This window comes from Streptomyces sp. NRRL F-5650, assembly GCF_000721365.1.
GTDB lineage: Bacteria > Actinomycetota > Actinomycetes > Streptomycetales > Streptomycetaceae > Streptomyces > Streptomyces ardesiacus.
In genome coordinates this window covers 48,355-70,776 of the sequence record NZ_JOGV01000015.1, presented here as the reverse complement: position 1 = coordinate 70,776, position 22,422 = coordinate 48,355, and the positions used below count along the sequence as shown (strand labels likewise).

Genomic DNA, 22,422 nt, shown 5'->3' with positions numbered 1-22,422 from the left:
CGAGCGGTGAACGGAACCTCCGAAGGGCCGGCGCCCGCGGCAGACCCCAGTCCGCCGGTCGTCACGGGACGTGACGAAGATCTGGCTCCTCGTACCGGGCGTGCGGAACCCTCCGCCTACCGCTCGGTGTTCGCCACGGCCCCGCTCGCCATGGCCGTCGTCGACGCCGAGGGCCTGGTCGTCAGCGCGAACGACTCCCTGGGCACCCTGCTCGGCACCGACCCGGCCGCGCTCACCGGCCGCGCGGCGGCCGACCTCGTCGACCTCGCCTCCGACGCCGGCACCTGGCACGCCTACCGCGAGGTGCTGCGCGGGCACCGGTCCCGGCTGCGCTGCACCCGACGGCTCAAGCAGGGCGACGGACACGCCCTGTGGGCGCAGGTCACGGTCGAACCGCTGGCCGGCGCCGGGGGGTCCGGGGACACCCCGGGGCTGCTGCTCTCCGTCACCGACGTCAGCGCCCGGCGCGAGCTCCAGGAACGGCTGCGCCACCTCCAGATGCACGACCCGGTGACCCGGCTGCCCAACCGCGCCCTGTTCTTCGAACGCCTGACGGCGGCGCTGGAGGCGGAGTCGTACGAGAACGGCGGCACCGGCCGGATCGGCGTGTGCTACCTCGACCTGGACGGCTTCAAGGCCGTCAACGACACCCACGGCCACCGGGTCGGCGACCGGCTGCTCGCCGCCGTGGCCGAACGGCTGACCAGGTGCGCGGAGGAGGCCGCCCACGCCCGGTCCGGCGCGCCCCTGGTGGCCCGGCTCGGCGGGGACGAGTTCGCCCTCCTGGTCGAGGACTCCACCGGCACCGACCAGCTCGCGGACCTGGCCGGATCGGTTCTGACCGCTCTCCAGCCGCCCTTCGAGCTCTGCGACCGGCGCCTGTCGGTCACCGCCTCGGTCGGTGTCGTCGAACGCCACACCGCCGGCACCACCCCCACCGCCCTGATGCAGGCCGCCGACACCACCCTGTACTGGGCCAAGGCCGACGGCCGGGCCCGCTGGACCCTCTTCGACCCCGAGCGCAACGCCAACCGCATGACCCGCCAGGCCCTGGCCGCCACGCTCCGTCCCGCCATCGAACGCGGCGAGTTCGCGCTCGAGTACCAGCCGCTGGTCGGGATGGCGGACGGCCGGGTGCGGGGCGTCGAGGCGCTCATCCGCTGGAACCATCCCCAGTTCGGCGTACTGGCGCCGAATCGGTTCATCGCACTGGCGGAGGAGGATGGTTCGATCGTTCCCCTCGGCCGCTGGATCCTGCGCACCGCCTGCCACCAGGCCCGCCGCTGGCAACTGGCACACCCCGGCGAGCCGCCGATCTTCGTCAGCGTCAACGTGGCCGTGCGCCAGGTCTGGGACTCCGACCTGGTCGCGGACGTGGCCCGCGCCCTGGAGGAGACGGGCCTCGCCCCGGACCTGCTGCAACTGGAACTGACCGAGTCCGCGGTGATGGGCTCGGCCGGGCGCCCGCTCCAGGTCCTCAAGGCGCTCAGCGACATGGGCGTCCACATCGCCATCGACGACTTCGGCACCGGCTACTCGAACCTGGCCTACCTCAGCCGGCTGCCGGTCTCGGTGCTGAAACTGGACGGCGCGTTCGTGCGCGGCTTCCAGTACGACACCGTGTCCGACGGCGCCGTGTCCGACGCCACCGTGTCCGACGGCGCCGGGCCCGCCAACCCGGCCGACGAGGTCATCGTCGAGGCGATGGTCCAGCTCGCCCACCGCCTCGGCCTCACCGTCACCGCCGAGTGCGTGGAGACCTCCGACCAGGCGAGCCGCCTGCGCCGCATCGGGTGCGACACCGGCCAGGGGTGGCTCTACTCCCGGCCGGTGGCGCCGGACCGCATCTCCGCGCTGCTGGGCTCCGCCGGTCCCGGCGGCCCCGCCGGGGTTCAGGCGGGCGTCGGCAACCCGTAGGCGTCGGCGATCAGCTCGTAGGAGCGCAGCCGTACGTCGCCGCCGTGCGCGTTGGCGGTGAGCATCAGCTCGTCGGCCCCGGTGCGCTTCTGGAGGTCGTCCAGGCCGGAGCGGACCTCGTCGGCGGTGCCGTGGATGACGTTGGAGTTCCAGGACCGGACGAAGTCCTCCTCCATCGGGCTGAAGTCGTACGCCTCGGCCTCCTCCGGCGTCGGCACCAGACCCGGGCGCCCGGTGCGCAGCCGGACCATGTTCAGCGCGGCCGCCAGCACCTGCCGGCGGGCCTCCTTCTCGTCGTCGGCCGCGAGCGCGGCGACGCCGATGAGGGCGTAGGGGGCGTCCAGCACGGCCGACGGCCGGAAGGAGTCGCGGTAGAGGTCGAGCGCCGGGACGGTGTTCTGCGCCGAGAAGTGGTGCGCGAAGGCGAAGGGCAGCCCGAGGGTGCCGGCCAGCCGCGCGCTGAACCCGGAGGAGCCGAGCAGCCACACCGGCGGCCGGTGGGCCGACTGCACGCCCCCGGGCGAGGTCGCCTGCACGGGGCCGGGCACGGCGTGGATACGGGCGTAGGGGTGCCCGTCCGGGAAGTCGTCGTCCAGGAACCGGATCAGCTCGGCGAGCTGCTGCGGGAAGTCGTCGGCGCCCTCGTTGAGCCGGTCGGTGCGGCGCAGGGCGGCGGCGGTGGCCCCGTCCGTGCCGGGCGCCCGGCCCAGCCCGAGGTCGACCCGCCCCGGCGCCATCGCCTCCAGCGTCCCGAACTGCTCCGCGATCACGAGCGGCGCGTGGTTGGGCAGCATGACGCCGCCGGACCCGAGCCGGATGCGGTCGGTGTGGGCCGCGAGGTGGGCGAGGATCACCGCGGGCGAGGAGGAGGCGACGCCGGGCATGGAGTGGTGCTCGGCGACCCAGTACCGCTCGAAACCGCGCGCCTCGGCGAGCCGCGCGATGTCCACGCTGGTCCGCAGGGCGTCGGAGGCGGTCCGGCCGGCCCCGACGGTCACCAGGTCCAGTACGGAGAGGGGGACGGGAGCGGTGCCGTGGGCGGTGCCCCGGATCTCCTCTGCGGCGTCTGTGGGCATGGCGGGGGCCTCCTGTGCTTCGACGTGTCCGTGGCGTTCGCAGCCTTCGCAGCGTTCCTGCGCGGGTCGCTTCGCGTCGTAACAGGAGGGGGTCTCCGGTTATTCCCGGCGGGCCGGGGTGCGCACGGGCCGCGTCAGCGGGTCACGCGGTGGCGGAGGTGGACGACGTTCGAGCCGAAGGTGCGGGACCCGGCGAGTTCGAGCCTCACCCGGCGCTCGGCCCGGGGGAAGTACGGGGTGCCGCCGCCGAGCAGTACCGGGTGGACCATGGTCCGGTACTCGTCGATCAGGTCGGACGCGGCGGCCTCGGCGGCGAGGGTCGCGCCGCCGACGGCGATGTCGCCGTCGCCCGGCTCGGCCCGCCAGCGTGCGATCTCCTCGGCCAGGGTGCCGGACGCCAGGCGGGTGTTGGTGCCCCGGACCGTCGACAGCGTCCTGGAGAACACCACCTTCGGCAGCGCCTTCCACAGCGCGGCCCACTCCAGCTCCGCGGCGCCGAGCGTCTCGTCCTGCTCGGCGGTCTCCCAGTACAGCATCGTCTCGTACAGCGGCCGCCCCAGCAGGTGGACGCCGGTCCGCCGCAACTCGTCGGTGAAGTGCGCGAAGACCTCTTCGTCCGGGTCGCTCCAGTCGATGCCGCCGTTGGGATCGGCGATGTAGCCGTCGAGGGACACGTTCATCGAATAGGTCACCCTGCGCATCGGAAGGCCTCCTCGGTAGCCGACGGTGGGGTCCGACAGTACGGCCACCGGCGACGGCACGGGGCGACTGCCGGTGAACCGCGTGTCAGTCCCGCGACCGACTCTCGTGACGCGCATGGATTTCTCCGTGCGCCGGCCCGCCCGCGCCGACTCCCTCGCATGCCTGGTCCGACCGGGACCATGATGGCCGACGCGGCTCTCACCCGTACGAGCACGCCGAAGGGAAGCTGATGCGGAGGACGTGGGCCGACCGAGGGGGGAAGCTGTGCTCGCAAATGTCTTCGACAGCCGGGAACTGGCCGTGCAGGAGCGTGCGGAGGCCTGGCGGGAGCTGACGGGGCAGTTCCTGGCGCCGAACGAGTTCGACATCGAGGAACCCGAGGCGTTCGGCGCGTCTTTGAGTGCCGCGGACCTCGGGGACGTACAGGTGGCGGCCATGACGTACACGGCTCTGCGATCGCGCCGCACCCCGCGGCTGATCCGGCGGTCCGACCCGGGGCAGTGGGTCGTCGGTCTGATCCTCGGCGGGCGCCAGGGCATCGATCAGAAGGGCCGGCAGCAGTGGGCCGAGGCGCGGGAACTGGTGCTGTACACCGAGTCCCACCCCTACGAGACGCGCGTCGAGCCGAGGGACGGGCGGGGCACGGCCGCGTCGGTGGTGGCGCGCTTCGATCCCGCCGACGTGCCCCTGCCGACCCGACACCTGGACCGGCTGCTGGCTACCCCGCTGTCCGGCAGCGAGGGAGTAGGAGGCCTTCTCGGTGCCCTCCTGGCCCAGTTGGCCACCGATACCGGCCCGCACAGGGCCACGGTCACTGCCCGTCTGGGCGGTGTGTTCACCGACCTGCTCACCGGCTGCCTGGCGCACCACCTGGACCTGCGGGACCGTACCCCCACTGAGCACCGGCGCCGCCTACTCCTGCTGCAGGTAAGCGACTTCATACGCCGTCGGCTCGGGGACGCCGATCTCTCACCGAGTGTCATAGCCGCCGCGAACCACATCTCGCCGCGCACGCTGCACCGTCTCTTCGAGGACAGCGGCACGACCGTCGCGTCGTACGTCCGCGGTCAGCGGCTGCGCAGAGTCCGCGAGGACCTCGGCGACCCCGGACTGGCCTCCCGCCCCGTCCACGCCATCGCGGGCCGCTGGGGTTTCTCCCGGCCCTCGGACTTCGGCCGCGCGTTCCGCCGAGCGTACGGCGTCAGCCCGGCGGCCTACCGCGAGGACCGGCTGCGCAGGGTGCGGGGAGCACGCCCCGCACCCTGCGGACCATGGCCGGTCGGCGAGGATCAGCCGCAGGTCAGGTAGTTGTAGCCGGCGACCCTCAGGTCCCCCTGGCGGTCGTAGAAGATGTAGTTGCCGTCGCTGTTGCGGCCGATTTTGAACGAGCCGTGCGTGCCTATGTACGTGTCCACGGCACCGTTGCCGTTGAGGTCGCTCAGCCACCTGTCCGTCGCGCCGAAGGTGTTCTTGCCCACCGCACCGTCGTCCGCGACCCCCCAGTCCTGCTGCCAGAGTACGGTCGCGCTACGGGTGTCGCTGCCGAAGACGCCGTCGATGCCGTTCCACGGCAGCCGCCCGTCCGCCCACAGGATCTTCTGCCACAGGCAGGTCGCGTTCGACGACGTGTGGCGGGACGTGGACAGGACGCCCTCGTCGCCCCAGTCGTCGGAGAACGCCCCACCCCCGTAGACGTAGGCCCTGCCGCTGTAGTCGCCGCTGGCCGACGCGGGCGAGGCGGTCATGACCACGGCGGTGGTGACCGCGGCGACCGTGCACCCGACGTAACGGATGCGTCTGGACACGTTCATGCTGTTCTCCTCGTGGCTCGGGCCGGTCGCACCGGCTGCCGGTGGCTGGCGCCGAGGAATCTGCCACCCACCGCCGACCCGGTCATGCGCACGCAGCGCCGTCCCGTGCGCAATCCGTGCCGTCATGTTCTCCCCGCGGCTCGACCACGGCGCCACGTGCGACCCGGAGCCCCCGGCTCAGGGCCGCCACGTCACCCGGTGCTCCGCGAGGTGTGCCAGTACCGCGTGGTTGGCCTCCCAGCCCTGGGAAAACAGGATCACCACACAGAGTGGGCCCGGGGCCTCTAGTGAGAGGCTTGAACGAGTGAGCACACGAGTCCTACCCGGTATGCGAGTCCTGAAGGTGCGGCGCATCAGCCGAGACACCGAAGACAGCTCAGCCCTGGTCCTCAGGGTGAGGAGCTGGACGCAGCCACCGAGGAACACCGTCTGATCGTGGCCGGTGAAGTGGAGGACAGCACCGTCTCAGGTGCGGTGAACCTGGACGACAGGCCAAGCCAGGGCCGGTGGATGAAAGCCCCCCACTGGCACGACTGGGACGCCCTCATGGTCACGTCCCTGGACCGCATCACCAACGAGCTCGTGCACGGTAAGTGGTGAGACGTCGGGCACCTGATCGTCGATCATGGTCATGTGGTGGGGAACGCGTCTCGTGCAGCGATCATCAGCGACCGGAGGATCACGGGCCTGTCGGCTGATGTGGTTGCTGAACTCGTATCTGAAATCGGTCCGTTGTGGCATCAACGTCACCAGGCACGGCTCACCTCCCGGCCGCGGAAACGGACCATGGGCGCAGGCGCGAAGCACCGGCTGGTGTTCGTCGACCGGCTCCTGGCCACGCTCGTCCATCTTCGGCACGGGGTCACCCACGACGTGCTGGCCTGCTGGTTCGGTGTGGACCGCTCCACCATCACCAGGGCCATCGGCGAGGTACGGCCCCTGCTCGCTGAGCGAGGCTGCACCGTCAGCCCCGACGTGCGGCTGCGGTCTCTGGCCGACGTCGTCGACCACCTCGGCGCGAGCGGGTCGACCGGCGTCATTGACGGCACCGAGATCCGGGTTCGTCGGCCAGCCGCAGGACGCAAGGACCGCGACAAGTTCATCTCGGGCAAGAACAAGCAGAACGCCGTCAAGTCCATGGTGGTCACGGACGGCGAGGGGCGTGTGCTGTGGTGCAGCCCGGCACGGCCCGCGAACTGCGCCGACATCACCCACGCCCGCCAGTTGGGGCTGGTCGAGCTCCTGGCCGAGGGGCCTGCGATCGAGGTCCTCGCCGACGCCGGCTACCAGGGCCTGGGCGCGCAGACCGGCGGCAGGGTGGTGACACCACCACACCGCAAGTTCAAGAGGAACGCCCCAGACTGGTATGAGGAGAGGCACGAACGACGGCGCAAGGCACACTCCTCACGCCGGATCCGGGTCGAGCACGGCATCGCCCGCCTGAAGAACTGGCGAGCCCTGGCCCGCCACCTCGGCCGCCGCGAGCACATGAGCGACACGGTCCAGGCCGTCGCCGGCCTGCTGTCCCACCAGCAGACCGCGGACCTGACATCGACACGACAGAAGTGAACACCGAGCCCCACCACCACCCTCGACGTCTCACCACTTACCGTGCACGAGCTCGTTGGGAAGCCGTCCTTCCTCGCCCGCTTCAGGTCCCAATTCATAAGCGGTCATAAAGAAACCCCCTATCGAGAAAGTAGAGGGAATCCTTTCGAGGCAGAGCCCTCACGCACAGGCCCTTACCAAGAGGGTTCCTACGTCCTTCCCTTCCGGGGGAGAGATGACCTCGGCTTTGATATCCGAGTACCCCGAAGAGGCCAGAAGGGCCGCCCACTCCTCTGGGGTGTAGTCCCACCTGGTCACTGCCTTGGCCTCTCTTGGCTGACCCACGGGCTGACTGCCGGCCGTTGGGGGCTTGTGGGAGAAGGCCAGCACTCCACCAGGGGAAAGCTTCTTACGGACCAGGGGGAGAAGCTGTTCAGGGCCTGTGAACCAGACAGGCCCGAAGATGGACAGGACCACATCGAAGGGGCCCTCTGTGCGGCTCAGGTAGTCGGTCACCTCTGCCGTGTGGAAGGTGAGGCCGGGCAGGTGCCCCCATCGGGCTACGGCCTTCTCGTGCTGGCTCGGAGCGATATCGACCCCGGTGCAGGTCGCCCCAAGGGTGGACAGGTGGGCCAGGTTGCAGCCCGTACCGCAGCCCAGTTCCAGAACGGTACGGCCCTGGAGGTCTCCGAGGATCGATTCATCGGGGCCGTGGTCGGGGTACTGGGTCCAGTTCAACCACGTACGAGCACCAGCGGAGTTCACCTCTCGCCGTGGTGTCCGCCCCTGGGCGTATCGCTCCCAGGCATCAACGACCTCCATACGGAACCTCTCCTCATGGGGACGACTCCCCCCGTCACCAGAGGGAGTCGCCACTGTCAGCGCTGTACTACTTCTTCCCGCTGTTGGGGCTGTCGGTGCACCCAGCGTGGCACTGGGAGCAGTCGGCCGAGTCCCTCATGACCCACAGCTCCGGGTCGATCTCGAAGCCGGAAGCCTGGATGGCCTTGACCGTGTCCCGCAGGGCGGGGGGCTCCTCAGCTCCCTCTCCCGGCAGGTGCGGGACGTGGTGGATGTAGCGGCCCGCGTGCTGGTCGCAGAACGCCGTGTAGTTGATCGAGTCGAGCACGAACGAGTGGACACCCAGGTCCACGGCCTGAGAGGGCCCCATGCGGACCTCGGGGCGCTCGGCGGAGGTCACCAGGTAGGCGACGGCCTGACCGAGGATGCGCTCTGCCAGATCACGCCCCATGGCGTGGTCCCGCATGACGAGTCGGACTTCCCGGTCCCACACCTGGGTGGGGACGCAGGACCGGGGGTCTCGGACCTGTACCGCTGTTGCCATCAGTGGTTCCCTTCACGTGGTCGTGCTCGGGTGATGGAACCCGCCCCGGCCACCCGTACATGCCTGGGTGATCAGGGCGGGGGTTCAGTGGGTCACGCGCTGTCTCAACTTCGCCAACGTCCGTGCCTGCTGGTGGTGTCGAGCTAACGCAGCAAGCTGGATGCGTTCCCTGTCGTTGACGAGTCGTACGGAGATGGCGCGGGTCTGCCAGCGGAGACCGGAGGGGCGAATCAGGATCAGCACGGAGCCCCGGCGTTCCTGGACCACGCCGACCATTCGACTGGCGTTGTCGAACACGGCTGTACCGGGCTCACACACGGTTCCCTGGCTCATGCCCTCCGCCTTTCGCTGGTGACTGCATCCAGTCAACGGCGGGAAGAGGGAGGGAACTTGCACACGAGTTGCACAGTGCTCCACACACTCCCGGCGGTGGCGGGTGAAGGAACCCACTGCGGTTACCCGTAAGGCTTGCGACGATGGCACCAGCGACCGTCTTCCTGGGTAGGGCTGATCACATGGGCAAGACCACCGAACTGGCACCGGGCGCGAACCTTGCTGCGCTCCGGAAGGAACGTGGACTCACTCAGAGCCAGCTCGCGAGGCTGGCCAACATCAGCGTTTCCCTGCTCTCCAAGATCGAAGTAGGGGACCGAACCCTGACCCCGGCCGTTGCTGCCGACCTGGGCAAGCCCATGGGGCTGAGCATGGCGGAGGTGCTGGGTAAAGCGTCCGTGGCCCAGGACGGAGAAGAGCACCTGTCGGCTCTCCGTTCAGCCGTCCGTGACTACGACCTACCAGGACGCCAAGAGGTCCAGGAAGACGCTCTCAGGGCCTCTGTGGAGACTGCTGGCAAGTTCCGGGACAAGGCGGAGGTGGATCGGCTCCTTGCGATGCTGCCCGGCCTTCTGCGGGACGCCACGACGTACGCTCACGCTGCCAACACAGCGGATGGCTGGATGGCCCTGTCAGAGGTCTACAGCAGCGTCTATTGGCTGGCCGCCCGGCACAGGTGGATGGACATGGCGGAACTGGCCGTGACTCGCCAGAGGTGGGCCGTCGAGCAGAAGACCAACCCCCTGGGCATGGCCATCGCTGCCAGGGACAGGGCAGGGGCCTACCTGAACGGTGGGGACTTCGAAGGCGGCCTGATGGTCGTAGACCGGGCCATCAGCCAGGCACAGGCCAGCCTGTCAGGGCAGGAGAGGGCCTTTGCGGTCGGACTGCTGAACCTGCGGGGAATGACCTTGGCCGGACGCTTCAAAGACAAGAAGGAAGGAAAGAAGGAGACGGAACGACACATCAAGTCGGCCTGGGAAGCCTCCGAGTGGTTCCAGAGGGATTGGAACCGTCACAGCATGATCTTCGGCCCGCAGAACACGACCACACACGTTCTGGCTACTCGGCTGGACCTGGGGCGGCCCCGTGAGGCTCTGAGGGTGGCAGAAGACCTTGACGCGGCCCTGGAGGGATTGCCCGCTACCCGTGTCGCTCCGTCCCGCATGAACCTGGCCAGGGCTCGGCTGGACGTGGGGGACCGTGACGGGGCTCTGGAGTCCCTGTCGGATGCGTGGGAGGCCGCCCCTCAGATGGCCCGCATCCACCCCATGGCGCGGGAGGTCTTCCGGGTCCTGTCGTCCCTGCACCGACGCAGCAACCCAGAGCTTCTGAGGCTGTCCAAGCTGTCCGGCATCCCTGTCTGAGCTAACCGAACTTACTGAACCAACCGACGCTTAGACGCTGGTCAGGGGCCCTGGGGTCTGTGTGGTCAGGGCCGCCACGTCACCCGGTGCTCCGCGAGGTGTGCCAGTACCGCGTGGTTGGCCTCCCAGCCGTCCGGGAACTTCACCAGGGTTCCCAGTTGGACCGGTTCCGTGGACGGATAGTCGTCCAGCAGGCCGTCGACGCCCTCGCGGCAGACCACGATGCACGCGTGCCGGTGCCGGGAGGCGAGGACGCACAGGCGGCCGGTCTCCAGGTGGAAGGCGGTGGCGTCGGGGCGGCCGGAGAGGGGGTGCAGGACGACCGTGACGTCGTACTCGCGGCCCTGGAGACGGTTGGCGGTGTCGACCGTCACGTCGTGCACGCCGAGGTCGGCCAGCGCCGCGCGGACCGCGGCCGCCTGGTCGCGGTGCGCGGTGCCCACGGCGATGCGGGCCCCGGTCAGGGGCGTGGGGTCGGGGGAGCGCTCCGATCTCGCCCCGCCCTCCCGGTCGAGGAGCCGCCGGACCACCGCGGCCACCGCCCGCACCGCCTCCGGATCGGTGCGCGGGGTGTGCCGGGCCGGCAGCTCCAGCAGGCCCCAGCCGGAGACGGCCGCCTCGTCGATCACCCGGTCGGGGCCCGAACCGTCCGACGGCACCGCGAAGGCCAGGCTCCGGTCGCCGTGGTCCGTGCCGCTGCGGAACGGCGTGTACGGGTAGAAGGCGTCGGAGACCAGACGTGCCGCCGACGCGGGCAGGCGCCAGGAGACCGGCAGGCGGTGCTGGGGGAGCTGCGGGTTGTGGGCGAGGAGGGTCGTGACCGCCGAGGACGACGGGTCGTAGGCCAGGCCCGCCCACTGCTCGCTGCCCACCGTCGCGAACGGGTCCAACTGGCCCGGGTCGCCCACGAACAACGCCCGCTCGAAGAGCCCGGCGACCGCGAGCAGGGAGTCCGAGCGCATCTGGTACGCCTCGTCGACGATCGCGTGCCGCCACGGCTCGTCCACCTTGACGTGCGCCCACTTCGCCGCCGTCGACAGGACGACCGCCTGCCCGGCGAGGTCACCGGCCTTCGCCGACTTGCGGACGTTGTCCAGTGCGTCGAGCGCCTTGTCGTACGGGTCGGCGTCGCTGCTGTGCAGGCGGCCCACCGGGAGGTCCGGGTTCTTCTCGGCCAGGCGCAGCACCAGGTCGTCCACCTGGGCGTTGGTCTGTGCCACCACCATCAGGGGGCGGCCCGCCTCGGCCAGCTCCAGCGCGGCCCGCACCACCAGCGTGGACTTCCCGGCGCCGGGCGGGGAGTCCACGACGACGCCGCGCTCCGTGCCGTGCAGGGTGTCGTGGAGGATCGCCGCGGTGGCGCGGGCCGCCTCCGCACCCGGGTCGAACGCGGCGGGGGCGGCGAGGGTCTCGGCGGTCACAGGACGTCCTCCTCGGTCTGGGCGTCGGCGGCCTCCGGCACCGCGGCCGCCTCGCCGGGCGGGCCGCCGTGCGTCCACGGGGTCTGCTCCGGGTCGGGGAGCTTCGCGCCGCCCCGCTGCTCGTGCTCGAAGAGGGTGAAGCAGACCAGGTCGCCCTTCTCCGGCACCGAACCCGCCTCGGGCTCCTTGCCGCGGCCCATCCTGTCCGTGATCCGCAGGACCAGCGCCCCGTCATCGGGCCCGCCGTCCGACGGTGCCGGACCGACGTACTCGGCGGTCTGGGGCCTGCCGCCCAGCGAGCGGTACACCTTCACCCGCTCGCCCAGGTGCGGGCGGTCGTCCGTGCGGACCGTGACCAGCGGGCGCGGGCTGGGCCGCCTGCTCTCGCTGTACGCCATCACCACGTCGACGACCTCGCCCGCGAACGCCTCCCCGGCCAGCCGCCGCCCCGCCATCACCAGCGGGTCGTCCAGCGCCTCCTGGGCCTCCAGGCGGGCCTGCTCGCGCTCGCGCGTCGCCAGCTTGTTGGCCGCCGTCACGGCGTCGTCGCGGCGCGGCTGAGGCGGCTCGCCGGCCAGGATGCGGTCGCGGTGCGAGGTGAACGACCAGCGGTCGCGGGTCCAGCGCTCCTCGACGTGCGCCCCCTCGGGCAGCTCCCGCAGCAGGTCCAGGCCCCGCCACACCGCGTCCCAGGTGGGACGGGTACGGCTCTCGACCAGCTCGCGGATCTCCCGTTCGGCGGCCGTGAGCGCGCCGAGCCGGTCGTCGGCCTCCAGACCGTCCTCGGCGGCGGCCAGGGCGGTGCGGGCGCGGTCGTAGCGCTCGATGGCGGGGGCGAGCAGCTTGTTGTCGAAGGCCGGATCGGTCGCCGGGCCCGCGGGCGGGCACAGCAACTGGCCGTCGGCGTCGCGGGCCAGCTCGGCACGGCGGGCGGCCTCCGCGCCGGTCCGGCCGGGGTGCTCCGGGTCCTGCGCGATCCACGCGAGCAGGGCGCCCAGGTGCTGGTCCTCCAGGGTGGACTGCCCGGTCGCCCAGTGGCGGCCCAGCAGGTCGGTCATGGCCAGGAGCAGGGAGGAGCCGGGCACTCGGGCCCGCTCGCCGTAGTGCGTCAGCCACCGGCCGAGCAGCGGCACCCGGGGCGGCGCGGGGTGCGGGGTCTCCGGATCCTGCTCCGCCGTACGCCGAAAGCGCATGGACCGGCCGAGCAGCCGCACGAAGTCGATGCCCGCGCGGCTCGGCACGACCAACTGCGCGGCGTCCGCGCACAGGTCGACCTCCACCTTGACCCGTTTGCCCGTCTCCGGGTCGGTCTCGGTGCGCTCGGCGGCCTCCACCCGCTGCGCGTACGCCTCGAGATGCGGCAGCACGATGTCCGCCAGGTCGGCCAGGAACGCGAAGCGCAGGTCGCGGTCGCGGGGCTGCGGCACGACCAGCAGGTGCGGCGCGTCCCGGTCGGTGCCGACCAGCGCGCCGAGCGGGGCCCCGGCCTCACCGGCGGTGATCAGGGGTACGAAGACCAGGGGGCGGCCGGACAGGTGCCGGTGCCGGACGGTGGCGGCGGGCTGGGCCCGGCCGGTGTGCACGGCCTCCAGCCGGGCGAGCGTGGTGATCAGCGACACGCGGCCACCTCGCCGGAGCCGATCCCGTCCCGGACAGCGCTTCCGTCCCGGACTCCGCTTCCGGCCCGAACAGCGCTTCCGGTCCCGCCCCCGTCCCCGGTCCCGGCACCGCCGTGCCCACCCGCCGCGCCGCCCGTGTCCGCGCCGCCCGTGTCCGCGCCGGCCGTCGCCAGCGCCTCCGCGCGCAGCCGGGCCGCCCTGCGCAGCGCGGCCACCGCCGGGTCGTCCGGGTCGCCCGCCTCCCCGCGGGCCGCGGCCAGCACGTCCTCGACCGTCGAAAGACCGCCCAGCTCGGCCCGGACCGGGCGGCCCAGACTGGTCACCGCACCGGCCTCACGGGACCGGGCCCGGCAGTGGAAGGCCAGCTCGCACGCGGACAGGCACTCCGGCGCGTACGCCGCCGGGACCGCCTCGACCGAGGCCGCCAGCTCCTCGGCCGGCCGCTCGGGGGAGAAGCAGACGCCCTGGGGCAGCGCGTCGGCGATCTCTTCGACACGGGTCAGCCGGGCGAGCTGGCGGTCGGTGACGGCGCGCTGCCTGCGCACGTCGACGGCGGACGCCGTGGGCAGGTTGGAGAAGTCCTTGGGGCAGACCAGCAGCACGCGGTGGCGCACGCGCGGGGCGGGGCCGAGCCGGGCGGCGACCTGCTCCAGGGCCAGCACGTACACCGCGGCCTGCCGCGCGGCGGCACCGACCTTCGCCGGGTCGGCGGAGCCGTCCAGCATGGGGAAGGACTTGATCTCGACGACCGTCCAGGTGCCGTCCGGATGCACCACCACGGCGTCCGGCTCCAGGAAGGCGGGGGAACCGGCGACCTCGAGGGCGAGCATCGGATGGTCGAGCAGCGTCCAGGCGCCGGGGGTGCCGGTGGCCTCGCGCAGCGCCAGCGACGTCCGCGCCGCGCGCCCCTCGGGACCGGTGGCGGACAGGTCGGGCACCGCCACCGGGGCCTCGGCGGGCGGCTCGGCGCCCCGGTCCAGCCGCTCGTGCACGAGCCGCAGCAGCTCGGCGCCGCCGTCCGCCTTGACCCTGGCCTCGAAGGCGTTGCCCCGCACGAAGGCGAACTGCGACTGGCCGAAGACCGACGGGGAGCCCAGCGCACTGGCCAGCGCGCCCTTGTCCACCCCGGCGCCGTCGAGGATCGCCCGCCGACGGCATCCCGGGTTGGCGGCGAGGGCGGCCAGGGCGCGCGCGTCCAGCGCCTTGGCCGGGACGTCGGGGCCGCGCAGCTCAGCGAGCCGGTGCCGGAGTCTCGTCCCCCGCGTCCGTGGGGGCGGGGTCCGGCTCGGCTCCCGCTCCGAACCGCTGCTCGCGCTGCCGTGGAAATCGCTCACCCGCGGAAGTTTGGCATCCGCCACTGACATTCGCGGAACCCGCGCCGCCGGCGGCGGCCGCCGAGACCGTCGCGGTGGCGGCCGGGGAGCCGGCCGCGGCCGGGGCGAACCGGGCCGGAAGCCGGGTGCGCACCCGCTCCGCGGTCCGCAGCACGAACGGCGTCAGCAGCAGCCCCACGCCCATCACGGCGGCACCGGCCACCGCGTCCAGGAAGTAGTGGTTCGCGGTGCCCATCACCACGATCGTGGTGCCCAGGGGGTAGACGACGGCGGCCACCTTCGACAGGCGGGTGCCGCCGTGGCGCCACAGCATCACCCCGCACCACAGCGCCCAGCCCACGTGCAGGCTCGGCATCGCCGCGTACTGGTTGGTCATGCCGCCCATGCCGCGCGGTGCGCTCGCCGCGCCGCCCCACCAGCCGTACGAGCTGTACTGGGCCATCGTGTCGACGAAGCCGTGCGAGGCGTCCAGCAGCCGGGGCGGGCAGGTCGGCAGGAGGGTGAAGCCGATGAGGCCGATGAACGTGGACGTCATCAGCCAGGTGCGGGCGGCCCGGTAGCGCACCGCGCGGGAGCGGAACAGCCACACCAGGACCGCCGGGGTGACCAGGTAGTGCAGCGACGCGTACCAGAAGTCCGCCGGGACGCCGATCCACGGTTCCCTGGTGAAGAGCCGGTTGAGGGGGTGCTCCGCGTTGAGGAAGAGCGCCTTCTCGACGTCCAGGATGGCCAGCCCGTGGTCGACGGCGTCGGAGACGTCGCCCCGCACGAGCAGGCGCCCGGCGCTGTAACAGGCGTACACGAGGACGATGAGCGGCAGCTCGGTCCACCAGCGCAGCCGAGTCTTCGGGGCCGCCTCGCTGCCCGGTTTCTCGGTGCGCGCCAATCCGATCGCCCTCCCCCTTCTCGCTTCTCGTTCACTCGTGCGCCCGGACGGACACGGGCGAGCCACTCTACGGCCTCGCCGGGTCCGCGCGGCGAAGTGCCCTCGGACCGGAAAGACGCGGGCGCCGCCCCTCGGGTTGCCCGCACGGACGGTACGGGATGATGGAGACGTCCTCCCAGACATTTCTCCCGGAAAGGCCCCTTCATGGCACCGCGCATTCTGCTGGCCCGGCACGGACAGACGGAGTGGTCCCTGTCCGGCAGACACACCGGCAGGACCGACGTGCCGCTCCTGGAGGAGGGCCGGCGGGGCGCGAAACTGCTCGGCGAGCGGCTGCACCGGGCGCCGCTGGACGGGCTGGACGGCGTGGAGGTGCGGACCAGCCCGCTGGTGCGCGCGAGCGAGACCTGCGAGCTGGCGGGCTTCGGCGAGCGCGCACGCGCGTGGGACACGCTGATGGAGTGGGACTACGGCGCGTACGAGGGCAAGACGCCGGACGAGATCCAGGCCGTGCGGCCCGGCTGGCTGATCTGGCGGGACGGCGTGCCCGAGGGGGAGAGCGTGGCGGACGTCACCGCGCGCGCGGACGAGGTGGTGGCGTGGGCCCGGGAGGCCGAGCGGGACGTGCTCGTCTTCGCCCACGGGCACATTCTGCGGGCGATCGGGGCGCGGTGGCTGGGGCTGCCGGTGTCGTTCGGGGCGCGGATACGGCTGAACCCCACGTCGCTGTCGGTGCTGGGGTGGGCGTACGGGGAGCCGGCCGTGGAGAGCTGGAACGACGTGGGGCACCTGGCCGGCTGACGGTTCCGCCGCCGCGGGCCGTCGTGCCTCCCCAGTGCCCCAACGGCCCGGGAGCTGCCCCCGGGGACGGTACGGCGGGCGCAGGAGGCACTCCCGTCACGCCGCATCGAGCGCCCCTCCGGCGAACCCGGCGGCGGCCCTCGCCGTCACGCCGGTCTGGGCAGCGCCCCGTGGCGGTCCAGGAAGGCGGAGACCGTCGGGGTGCGGCGGTGGGGGAGCAGGACGCGGGACGTGCCCGCCAGCATCGTGTGGATGCGGGAGGACTGGACCTCGCCCAGCAGGTCCAGGACCCGCATGCCGGCGTCCGCCGCCTCGTCGGGGCGGCCGCCGCGGGCCAGGTCGTCCGCCAGCTCCGCCGAGTACAGCGCGAGGTTCCGGGCGAAGTGCGGGTCCTGGAGGTCCGCCGCCCGCCGCGCGTGCCGGGCGGCCCGGGGCCAGTCGCCCAGGGTGGACCAGCACTGGGCCTCCAGTCCCTCCAGCTCGGCCTCGCCGTAGAAGCTCATCCACTCGGGGTCGGCGTCCGAGGAGCCCCGCGCGAAGAACGTCTGCGCGCGGATCAGCGCCTGCTCGCAGCCGGTCCGGTCCGCGAGCCCCGCCCAGCCGCCCGCCTCGCGCAGCGCGAGCAGGGACATCAGCCGGTCGGAGCCGAGCGGACGGGCGGCACGCTGCGCGGCCTGGGCCGCCCGTACCGCCTCGCGGGGGCGGCCGGCGTCCCGGGCCAGGAACGCCATGTTGCAGAAGGCGTGCGCCTCCAGGCCCGCGTCGCCGTTCATCCGGGAGGTGGCGAGGGCCTCGGCGTAGTGGGAGCGCGCGTCGTCGAAGCGCCCCGAGTCGTGCGCCAGCCAGCCCACCGAGATCGCCAGTTCACCGGCGCCCGTGCAGAGCCGGTCCGCGGTCGCCTGCCGGGACGCGCCGGCGTCCAGGAGCGCGTACGCGGTACGCAGCGGGGCCGCCGCGCGCCGGTAGAGGCCGTCCGCGCCGTGCCGGTCGTCCAGCAGCCTGATCCGGCGGACGGCCTCTTCGAGGGCCCCGGCCTGGCCCGCGCCCGCCCGGCGCGTGGGGCGGCCGGCCGCAGCGGCGTCGAGGGCGAGCCCCAGGGGGGCCAGCGAGGCGGCTGCCATCGTGGCACCGCCCGTCATGAATGCGCGACGCAGCACGTCGCTCTCCTCGGTGTTGTCGTGCTCTTCGTACGGGTCTTGCGTGTCTGGGACGTCTCGCGTGTCGTGCCTCTCGTACGGCTCACCGGCCCCCCGCGACTCACCGGTGGGGCGCGCCTGCCGGCCGCGTACCGACGAGCGGGGCGCGAACCCCAGGTCGGTGAGGGTGCGGCCGGGGAACATGTGCAGGAACACCCGCTCGTAGGCGTAGTTGGGGCAGCGGATCTCGCCCGCCTCGACCCGGCCGACGTAGCGGGCGTCACAGCTCACCCGCTCACCGATCTCGCGCGCGGCCCGGCGGACCGCCGCCGCGAACTCCGCCGGGGAGCGCTTGCCGCGCAACCGCCTGAAGGCGAGGTTCGGCCGCGGGGGCCGTTCTGGCTGGGCGGAGGTCACCGTTGACGACGCCATGGCCGGGTCCTCTCGTGCGAACCGTCGAACCATGCCGGGGGGACGGCGCGAGCGCGCGGTCCCTGTGTCCGGCGAGCAAGAACGTACCGGCTGTGACGGATCCGCCACGCGCTGTTTGGCTACAAACCGGATATCTCATCCACGATCTGCCATGAAGTGCCATCCTTTGTGACGGCCGTGTGCCGTAGCCGTTGACGCTCCGCCGCGTTGAACCGGACGGACCGGGAGGCCCCCGACTCCCGATCCGCTCGTCCGAGGAGGAGTTCCGTGGTGGAGGCCGGGATGGACACCAGCATCAGCGTTCCCCCCTGCGACGCCTGTGACGTCGTCACCGTGCCGGCCCGGCAGGGTCTGGAGGCGGTCGACATCATCAGGCGGGGAGCCGGTGAGGGGGTGGGCTCGGTGCTCCACGACGACGGCTGCGACACCCTCGGCTTCCTGGTGCCGCCGGGCACCGCCGCCGCCTGGGACGTGCCGGGCAGCACCTGCACGGAGACGGACGGCCGGGGACTGGGCATCGTCCCGGAGCCCGAACCGCCCCTGGAGGGCTCCGACTGGCTGCTGCCGCCCGGCGACGCGGACCTGGCGACCGACCCCGCCGTCCTGCGGGCCGCGCTCGACGAGGCGGCCCGGCTGATCAGGGCCGCGGACAGTTGCCGCTGAGCATCCGGCCGCCTGCCGGACGGGCGTTCCGCCGCCTGCGGGCGCCCGCCGTCTGCCGCACGGGCGTTCCGCCCGTCTGCCGGGTGGCTGGGGCGCATCCGCCGTCTGCCGGATGGTCGTCTGCCGGACGGTCGTCTGCCGGGCGGCCGGGCGTTCGTCCGCCCGTGCGATGTCCGACAATGGGCCGATGGGAAAGTCCAGGAACGCCCGGCGTGGGCGCGCTGCCGCGGAAACCGTCGCCCAGGACGTCGACGGAGGGCGCGCGGAGCTGGTGCCCGACCGGGACCGGCCCCGGGCCCGGACGCTGCTGATCGACGGCGCCCCGCAGTCGCACGTCGACCTCGACGACCCGGCGTACCTGTCCTTCGACTACCAGCGCCGCATCGGCCACGTCATCGACCTGGCCGCCCCCGCGGGCAGGCCGGTGCGGGCCGTGCACCTCGGCGGGGGCGCCCTCACCCTCGCCCGCTACGTCGCCGCGACCCGCCCCCGCTCCACCCAGCAGGTGGTCGAGCGCGACGCCGCCCTCGTCCAACTGGTGCGCCGGGAGCTTCCCCTGGACCCCGGCGCGCGGATACGGGTGCGCTCCACCGACGCCCGCGCGGGACTCGCCAAGGTGCCCGACGGCTGGGCGGACCTCGTCGTCGCGGACGTCTTCGACGGGGCCCGTACGCCGGCCCACCTGACCTCCGCCGAGTTCCTCGACGAGGTGCGGCGCGCGCTCGCGCCCGGCGGTGTCTACGCCGCCAACCTCGCCGACGGCCCGCCGCTCGCCCACCTGCGCGGCCAGATCGCCACCGCCGCCGCCCGGTTCGCCGAACTCGCGCTCGTCGCCGACCCGGCCGTCCTGCGCGGCCGGCGCTTCGGCAACGCGATCCTGGTCGCCGCCGACCACCCGCTGCCGGTCGCCGAACTCACCCGCCGTGCCGCCTCCGACCCGCACCCCGCGCGCGTGGAACACGGCCGGGCGCTCACCGACTTCACCGGCGGCGCCCGGCCCGTGACGGACGCGGCGGCGGTGGACTCGCCGGCGCCGCCCGAGTCGGTCTTCACGTGAGCCCCCGGGCGGGCGCGTCGGCTCAGTAGCCGCCGATCTCCACCCGCGGCGGGCTGTCGTGCCAGGTGCAGAACACCGACACCCGGTCGGCGCCCGAGGTGAACTCCACCCGGATCCACGACTCCGTCTTCCACACCTGCATCGACCAGCCCGCGCCCGGCGTCGCCGACACCAGGGACGCGGACGACGCGCCGAACTCGAAGACCGCGCGGCCCCCGTCCGTGTCGTAGCTCCTGACCCGGCCCGAAGGGGCGGGGGAGGGGGCCGCCGGTTCCGCGGCCGGTGCGGTGGAGGGCGCGGTGCGCGACGGGGCGGGGCCGGGCGCACGCGGCGTTCCGCCCGGCGCCGGCGAGGCGCTGTCCGACGGCGGGGGCGGGGGCGAGGGCCGGCTGGTGGACGAGGCCAGGGACTTCCCCTCCTCGCCCTCGCCCCCGCCGTCCCGCACGTTCGCGTCGGCGGCCGTGATGGGCAGCGCGCGGGGCGGGTCGTAGGCCGTGCCCGCCATCACCGTGTGGACGCCCCACCACGACAGGGTGACCGCGGCGCCGGTGGCGAGCAGCCAGGCGATCACGTGGACGAGTCCTCTGCGCATCGCGGTCATCCTGCCCCACCCGCCCCACGCGTGTCGCCCCAACGCCGTGTGATCCGGGCCCCGGCGGAGTTGTCCACAGGCTCCGGACGGCTCGGCCCGCATGGCGTACGGTGCCGCCCATGGCAAGTGTGCTCGTGGTCGAGGACGACCAGTTCGTACGCTCGGCGCTCATCCGGCAGCTCACCGACGCCTCGCACACCGTGCGCAGCGTCGGCACGGCACTGGAGGCGCTGCGCGAGGTCGCCCATGTCCGGTTCGACGTGGTGGTCCTGGACCTCGGACTGCCCGACCTGGACGGCTCCGAGGCGCTGAAGATGCTGCGCGGCATCACCGACGTACCGGTGATCGTCGCCACCGCCCGGGACGACGAGGCGGAGGTCGTACGGCTGTTGAACGCGGGCGCGGACGACTACCTCACCAAACCGTTCTCCGCCGAGCACCTCTCGGCCCGGATGGCGGCCGTACTGCGCCGGGCGCGCGGCGGCCCGGCCGAGGCGGCACCGCCGGCCGTCCTCAGGGTCGGCGGCCTCACCGTCGACCCGCTGCGCCGCCGGGCCGAACTGGACGGGGGTGAACTGGACCTGACCCGCCGCGAGTTCGACCTGCTCGCCTTCCTGGCCGGGCGGCCCGGCGTCGTCGTCCCCCGCAGGGAGCTGCTCGCCGAGGTCTGGCAGCAGTCCTACGGCGACGACCAGACCATCGACGTCCACCTGTCCTGGCTGCGCCGCAAGCTGGGCGAGACCGCCGCCCGGCCGCGTTACCTGCACACCCTGCGCGGCGTCGGCGTGAAGCTGGAGCCACCGCGACGGGAGCCGCTCCGATGAGATGGGCCCTGGTCAAGGTCTCGCTCGCGGTCACCGCGATGGTCGTGGTTGCCTTCGCCGTGCCCCTCGGACTCGTCATCCGCGAGATGGCCCGCGACCGCGCCTTCGCGGGCGCCGAACGGGAGGCCGCCGCCGTCGCGCCGGCCCTGTCCATCACCACCGACCGCGAACAGTTGGAACGCGTCGTCGCCTCCGCCGGTTCGGACAGCGGGATGGCCGTGCACATACCGGCGCCCGGGGACCGGCGCGGGGACGCCACCGACCTCGGCCGGCAGCGTGCCACCGACCGGGACATCGCCGCCGTGCGGGAGATGGGACGGGCCTCCACCACCGAGGTGGACGGCGGCTTCAGCCTGCTGCAGCCGGTCGCCCTCAGCTCCGGCGAGATCGCCGTCGTCGAGGTGTTCGTCCCCGAGTCCGCGGTGACCAACGGCGTGGGCACGGCCTGGGCGGTGCTCGCGGCGGTCGGCGCCGCCCTGATCGTCGGCTCGGTCGCGGTCGCCGACCGGCTGGGCGTACGGATGGTGCAGCCCGCGCGGCGCCTGGTCGACGGGGCGCACGAACTGGGGGAGGGCAGGCTGGGGGCGCGGGTCCCGGAGGAAGGGCCGGACGAACTGCGGCGCGCCGCCGTCGCGTTCAACTCCATGGCCGACCAGGTCGTCCAACTCCTGGCCAACGAGCGGGAACTGGCCGCCGACCTGTCCCACCGGCTGCGCACTCCGCTCACCGTGCTGCGGCTCAACGCCGCCTCGCTGGGCGAGGGTCCGGCCGCCGAGCAGACCCGGGCCGCCGTCGAGCAACTGGAGCGTGAGGTCGACACCATCATCCGTACCGCCCGGGACGCCAAGCCGCAGACGGCGGCCGCCGGTCCCGGCGCCGGGTGCGACGCGGCCGAGGTGGTCCGGGAGCGCATGGGGTTCTGGTCGGCGCTGGCCGAGGACGAGGGCCGCAAGTGGCGGGTGGCCGGGGCCGACCGGCCGGTGCGCATACCCGTGGCCCGTGCCGACCTGGCCGCCTCGCTCGACGCGCTGCTCGGCAACGTCTTCCGGCACACCGCCGAGGGCACCGCCTTCGCGGTCGACCTGCACAACGGCGAGGACGCGGTGATCGTGCTGGTCTCGGACGCGGGCCCCGGCATAGCCGACCCCGAGGCGGCGCTGGCCCGCGGCCGGGGCTCGGGCACCGACGGCTCGACCGGGCTCGGCCTGGACATCGTGCGCCGGATGGCGGAGTCGACCGGCGGCGACGTACGAGTCGGCTCCTCCGTGCTGGGCGGGACCGAGGTGCGGATCTGGATCCAGCTCGACGGGCGGACGGCACCGGAGCGGCGCGGCCACCGGGGAGCCGTACGCCGGCGCAGGCAGGGCCGTACGCAGGCGCCGGGGGCGGAGCGGACACCGGGGGAGGAGCGGACACCGGCGGCCCGGGCGGGCCGCGGCCACTGAATCCCCGGGCGGGCCGCGGGGCCTGCCCAGCGGCCCGGTCACTCCCGCGCCACCGGTCCCGTGCGCGGGGCGCGGCGTCCCCCCGGGCGCCGCGCCCCGCAGCCTTCGTCCCC

The 22,422-nt window shown here is 73.1% G+C and carries 21 protein-coding genes; 9 read left to right on the top strand and 12 right to left on the bottom strand.

What is annotated here, in order from left to right; genetic code table 11:
• Nucleotides 1-6: 6 nt before the first annotated feature.
• A complete protein-coding gene (locus IG88_RS0116140) occupies nt 7-1,917 on the top strand; it encodes a putative bifunctional diguanylate cyclase/phosphodiesterase (RefSeq protein WP_031040854.1) in 1,911 nt (636 codons plus the stop codon).
• Here the strand turns inward: IG88_RS0116140 and IG88_RS0116135 are convergent.
• The gene (locus IG88_RS0116135; protein ID WP_031040852.1) at nt 1,893-2,993 is read right to left on the bottom strand and encodes an LLM class flavin-dependent oxidoreductase; all 1,101 of its coding nucleotides are present in this window, start codon (nt 2,991-2,993) and stop codon (nt 1,893-1,895) included. The genes IG88_RS0116140 and IG88_RS0116135 overlap by 25 nt on opposite strands.
• 134 nt (nt 2,994-3,127) lie before the next feature.
• Nucleotides 3,128-3,694, bottom strand: coding sequence for a dihydrofolate reductase family protein (locus IG88_RS0116130; protein WP_031040849.1), 567 nt, complete (start codon nt 3,692-3,694; stop codon nt 3,128-3,130).
• 265 nt (nt 3,695-3,959) lie between these two features.
• Between IG88_RS0116130 and IG88_RS38720 the strand changes: the two genes are divergently transcribed.
• Nucleotides 3,960-5,003 (top strand): helix-turn-helix domain-containing protein, encoded by a 1,044-nt coding sequence (locus IG88_RS38720; RefSeq protein WP_051851926.1) that lies wholly within the window; start codon nt 3,960-3,962, stop codon nt 5,001-5,003.
• On the opposite strand, the gene IG88_RS0116120 is transcribed toward IG88_RS38720, so the two are convergent.
• Nucleotides 4,985-5,506 carry a peptidoglycan-binding domain-containing protein gene (locus IG88_RS0116120; protein WP_031040843.1) on the bottom strand — a complete coding sequence of 174 codons (522 nt, stop codon included), beginning with the start codon at nt 5,504-5,506 and terminating at the stop codon, nt 4,985-4,987. The genes IG88_RS38720 and IG88_RS0116120 overlap by 19 nt on opposite strands.
• A 786-nt stretch (nt 5,507-6,292) precedes the next feature.
• On the opposite strand from IG88_RS0116120, the gene IG88_RS0116110 reads away from it, so the two are divergent.
• A complete protein-coding gene (locus IG88_RS0116110; RefSeq protein WP_037836003.1) occupies nt 6,293-7,075 on the top strand; it encodes a transposase family protein in 783 nt (260 codons plus the stop codon).
• Nucleotides 7,076-7,234: 159 nt separating this feature from the next.
• On the opposite strand, the gene IG88_RS0116105 is transcribed toward IG88_RS0116110, so the two are convergent.
• The 3 genes from IG88_RS0116105 to IG88_RS0116095 all read right to left on the bottom strand — a co-directional run bounded on the left by IG88_RS0116105 (nt 7,235) and on the right by IG88_RS0116095 (nt 8,732).
• Nucleotides 7,235-7,876, bottom strand: a complete 642-nt coding sequence (locus IG88_RS0116105) for a class I SAM-dependent methyltransferase (RefSeq protein ID WP_031040838.1) — start codon at nt 7,874-7,876, stop codon at nt 7,235-7,237.
• A gap of 67 nt (nt 7,877-7,943) precedes the next feature.
• Entirely contained in the window at nt 7,944-8,399 is a 456-nt protein-coding gene (locus IG88_RS0116100; protein ID WP_031040835.1) for a glycine-rich domain-containing protein, read from the bottom strand.
• A gap of 84 nt (nt 8,400-8,483) precedes the next feature.
• Nucleotides 8,484-8,732, bottom strand: coding sequence for a hypothetical protein (locus tag IG88_RS0116095; RefSeq protein WP_158853965.1), 249 nt, complete (start codon nt 8,730-8,732; stop codon nt 8,484-8,486).
• A gap of 143 nt (nt 8,733-8,875) precedes the next feature.
• Between IG88_RS0116095 and IG88_RS0116090 the strand changes: the two genes are divergently transcribed.
• A complete protein-coding gene (locus tag IG88_RS0116090; protein WP_234332159.1) occupies nt 8,876-10,099 on the top strand; it encodes a helix-turn-helix domain-containing protein in 1,224 nt (407 codons plus the stop codon).
• A 65-nt stretch (nt 10,100-10,164) separates the two neighbouring features.
• Here IG88_RS0116090 and IG88_RS0116085 read toward each other — a convergent pair whose 3' ends face one another.
• The 4 genes from IG88_RS0116085 to IG88_RS0116070 are packed head-to-tail and all read right to left on the bottom strand — an operon-like array spanning nt 10,165 to nt 15,359.
• Complete coding sequence (locus IG88_RS0116085; RefSeq protein ID WP_031040824.1) at nt 10,165-11,520, bottom strand: AAA domain-containing protein; 1,356 nt, start codon at nt 11,518-11,520, stop codon at nt 10,165-10,167.
• Nucleotides 11,517-13,139, bottom strand: coding sequence for a hypothetical protein (locus tag IG88_RS0116080; protein ID WP_031040822.1), 1,623 nt, complete (start codon nt 13,137-13,139; stop codon nt 11,517-11,519). Before IG88_RS0116080 ends, IG88_RS0116085 begins: the two co-directional genes overlap by 4 nt.
• Nucleotides 13,130-14,473, bottom strand: coding sequence for a hypothetical protein (locus IG88_RS0116075; protein ID WP_078861506.1), 1,344 nt, complete (start codon nt 14,471-14,473; stop codon nt 13,130-13,132). Before IG88_RS0116075 ends, IG88_RS0116080 begins: the two co-directional genes overlap by 10 nt.
• Entirely contained in the window at nt 14,370-15,359 is a 990-nt protein-coding gene (locus IG88_RS0116070; protein ID WP_031040818.1) for a phosphatase PAP2 family protein, read from the bottom strand. Before IG88_RS0116070 ends, IG88_RS0116075 begins: the two co-directional genes overlap by 104 nt.
• A gap of 204 nt (nt 15,360-15,563) precedes the next feature.
• Between IG88_RS0116070 and IG88_RS0116065 the strand changes: the two genes are divergently transcribed.
• Nucleotides 15,564-16,160 carry a histidine phosphatase family protein gene (locus tag IG88_RS0116065; protein WP_031040816.1) on the top strand — a complete coding sequence of 199 codons (597 nt, stop codon included), beginning with the start codon at nt 15,564-15,566 and terminating at the stop codon, nt 16,158-16,160.
• A gap of 146 nt (nt 16,161-16,306) precedes the next feature.
• Here IG88_RS0116065 and IG88_RS0116060 read toward each other — a convergent pair whose 3' ends face one another.
• Nucleotides 16,307-17,728, bottom strand: coding sequence for a hypothetical protein (locus IG88_RS0116060; RefSeq protein ID WP_031040814.1), 1,422 nt, complete (start codon nt 17,726-17,728; stop codon nt 16,307-16,309).
• A 282-nt stretch (nt 17,729-18,010) separates the two neighbouring features.
• On the opposite strand from IG88_RS0116060, the gene IG88_RS0116055 reads away from it, so the two are divergent.
• Both IG88_RS0116055 and IG88_RS0116050 read left to right on the top strand, forming a co-directional pair.
• Nucleotides 18,011-18,391, top strand: coding sequence for a hypothetical protein (locus IG88_RS0116055; RefSeq protein WP_051851931.1), 381 nt, complete (start codon nt 18,011-18,013; stop codon nt 18,389-18,391).
• 187 nt (nt 18,392-18,578) lie between these two features.
• Nucleotides 18,579-19,448, top strand: coding sequence for a spermidine synthase (locus IG88_RS0116050; protein WP_031040811.1), 870 nt, complete (start codon nt 18,579-18,581; stop codon nt 19,446-19,448).
• A 22-nt stretch (nt 19,449-19,470) separates the two neighbouring features.
• On the opposite strand, the gene IG88_RS0116045 is transcribed toward IG88_RS0116050, so the two are convergent.
• Nucleotides 19,471-20,040, bottom strand: a complete 570-nt coding sequence (locus IG88_RS0116045; RefSeq protein WP_031040809.1) for a hypothetical protein — start codon at nt 20,038-20,040, stop codon at nt 19,471-19,473.
• A gap of 119 nt (nt 20,041-20,159) precedes the next feature.
• Between IG88_RS0116045 and IG88_RS0116040 the strand changes: the two genes are divergently transcribed.
• Both IG88_RS0116040 and IG88_RS0116035 read left to right on the top strand, forming a co-directional pair.
• Nucleotides 20,160-20,864, top strand: coding sequence for a response regulator transcription factor (locus IG88_RS0116040; protein WP_031040806.1), 705 nt, complete (start codon nt 20,160-20,162; stop codon nt 20,862-20,864).
• The gene (locus tag IG88_RS0116035; protein WP_031040804.1) at nt 20,861-22,309 is read left to right on the top strand and encodes a sensor histidine kinase; all 1,449 of its coding nucleotides are present in this window, start codon (nt 20,861-20,863) and stop codon (nt 22,307-22,309) included. Before IG88_RS0116040 ends, IG88_RS0116035 begins: the two co-directional genes overlap by 4 nt.
• The last annotated feature ends 113 nt before the right edge of the window (nt 22,310-22,422 follow it).